Genomic DNA, 1427 nt, shown 5'->3' with positions numbered 1-1427 from the left:
AAGCTCTGGATGCCACCCGACCCGGCTACAGCCTGACGCTACGGAGCCACCGTACTCACGCACGCCTCCAGACGATCACACAGCGCGATCACCAGAACTCGACATGCGCTGGGGGTGAATGCTTACATCGTGAGATGTAGTCGTTGGCCGTAGCCGCCCAATTGTCGGCGATCGCGCATCCCGGCGGTATCAACATCTGGCTGACGACGTTCGCAGGTGCGGTGGTCGTCGTAGCTGCAACCGCCGTTCCCGAGAGGGCGATGCCAGCCCCCATGAATGCAGCGAGGATAACGAGGCTGACGCGAGTTATCTTGTACATTTTTCCCTTTCGGCGAGAAAGTACATGTATCGACGTGCCGTGATTGGGACGGGGGAGCTGTGGAGTTCGCTACATATGCGCGAACTCCACAGCTCAGTTTGTAACCGATACTCTCTATCGGTACATGTACGGGTCTTCCGCCTCGCGGCGAAGGTCCTCTTCCGTGATCACGGGAGGTGCGAAGCCCAGGTTCGGGTTCGTCACCCAGCCGGTGCAATTATCTGCTCCGAGAGACCGCTGTTCGCAGACCTTCATTCGCGTGATGACGGTTCCAGAGCCAGAGGTAGCGCAGGCTCCCGATCCTCGACTCTCCCAGAACGCGCCGCCGTTGCCGGATGCCCGCTCGTACTGGACCTGGACCGCATAGCCGTCGTTTTCTCCGTCGCAGAGGGTGACCTCCTTGTCAGTAAGGGAGGTGACGGCCACATTCTGACCATGCTTCACCTGGAACGTGGCCGCGAGAGCGGGTGTGGCCGCACCAAATACAGCCACAACGAGCAGCCCGCCGGCTAACAGCGATCGAATGGGAGGCTTGAACATCGATTCTCCTTACTAAGGGCGGGAGTCCCTCGTGAACTCATCTGACATTTATAGTCTCGCAAATCCAATCCACTAGTCAATAATCGGAATAGAGTTTAGTTATTACCCTGCGTGAGGGCTTTTTCAAACATGACAATAGGCATGGTTGGCGAATCTAGGCCGATGATTTCGTGGCGGGCCTAGTCTCAATCCTTCCTGCCAGTGGCACTCACATTTCAGGGATCGCGCCCCTTCGGGATCTTGACACTGGATATCCTAAAGGACAAGATCAGATCGGGAAATACAGATTATCCTTAATATTATTGACAATAAAGAGTTGCTATGTTAACTAGAGATGGTAATCGTCTGCGTCCGACGCATTTCGTAGGCATTCAGTAGCTCTCGATCTTGCTGGCGTGAGGGCTGTCCGCGAGGTGCCATGATCTTTGGGTGGTGAAGACTCCGGAGCGCCGTCCGTCGTATGACGAGCTGGCATCGCTGGTGGTCCGGCAGATGGCCACGATCGAGGCTCAGCGCGAGACGATCGCGAAGCTGGAAGCAACGGTGGAGCGGCTGACCGCCCGGGTCG

General features: G+C 56.9%; 1 protein-coding gene. It reads right to left on the bottom strand.

Features of this window, described 5'->3' with window-relative positions:
* Window positions 1–433: 433 nt before the first annotated feature.
* Window positions 434–859 carry a hypothetical protein gene (locus ITP53_RS55315; protein ID WP_195903484.1) on the bottom strand — a complete coding sequence of 142 codons (426 nt, stop codon included), beginning with the start codon at window positions 857–859 and terminating at the stop codon, window positions 434–436.
* Between the last annotated feature and the right edge of the window lie 568 nt (window positions 860–1427).

The sequence above is a fragment of the Nonomuraea cypriaca genome, assembly GCF_015645445.1.
In the GTDB taxonomy this organism is placed as follows: Bacteria; Actinomycetota; Actinomycetes; order Streptosporangiales; family Streptosporangiaceae; genus Nonomuraea; species Nonomuraea cypriaca.
This window is presented reverse-complemented; position numbering and strand designations above follow the sequence as displayed.

Bases quoted from the DNA above. Each gene is read 5' to 3' on its own strand.
- ITP53_RS55315 (WP_195903484.1), bottom strand. From the start codon at position 859: ATGTTCAAGCCTCCCATTCGATCGCTGTTAGCCGGCGGGCTGCTCGTT.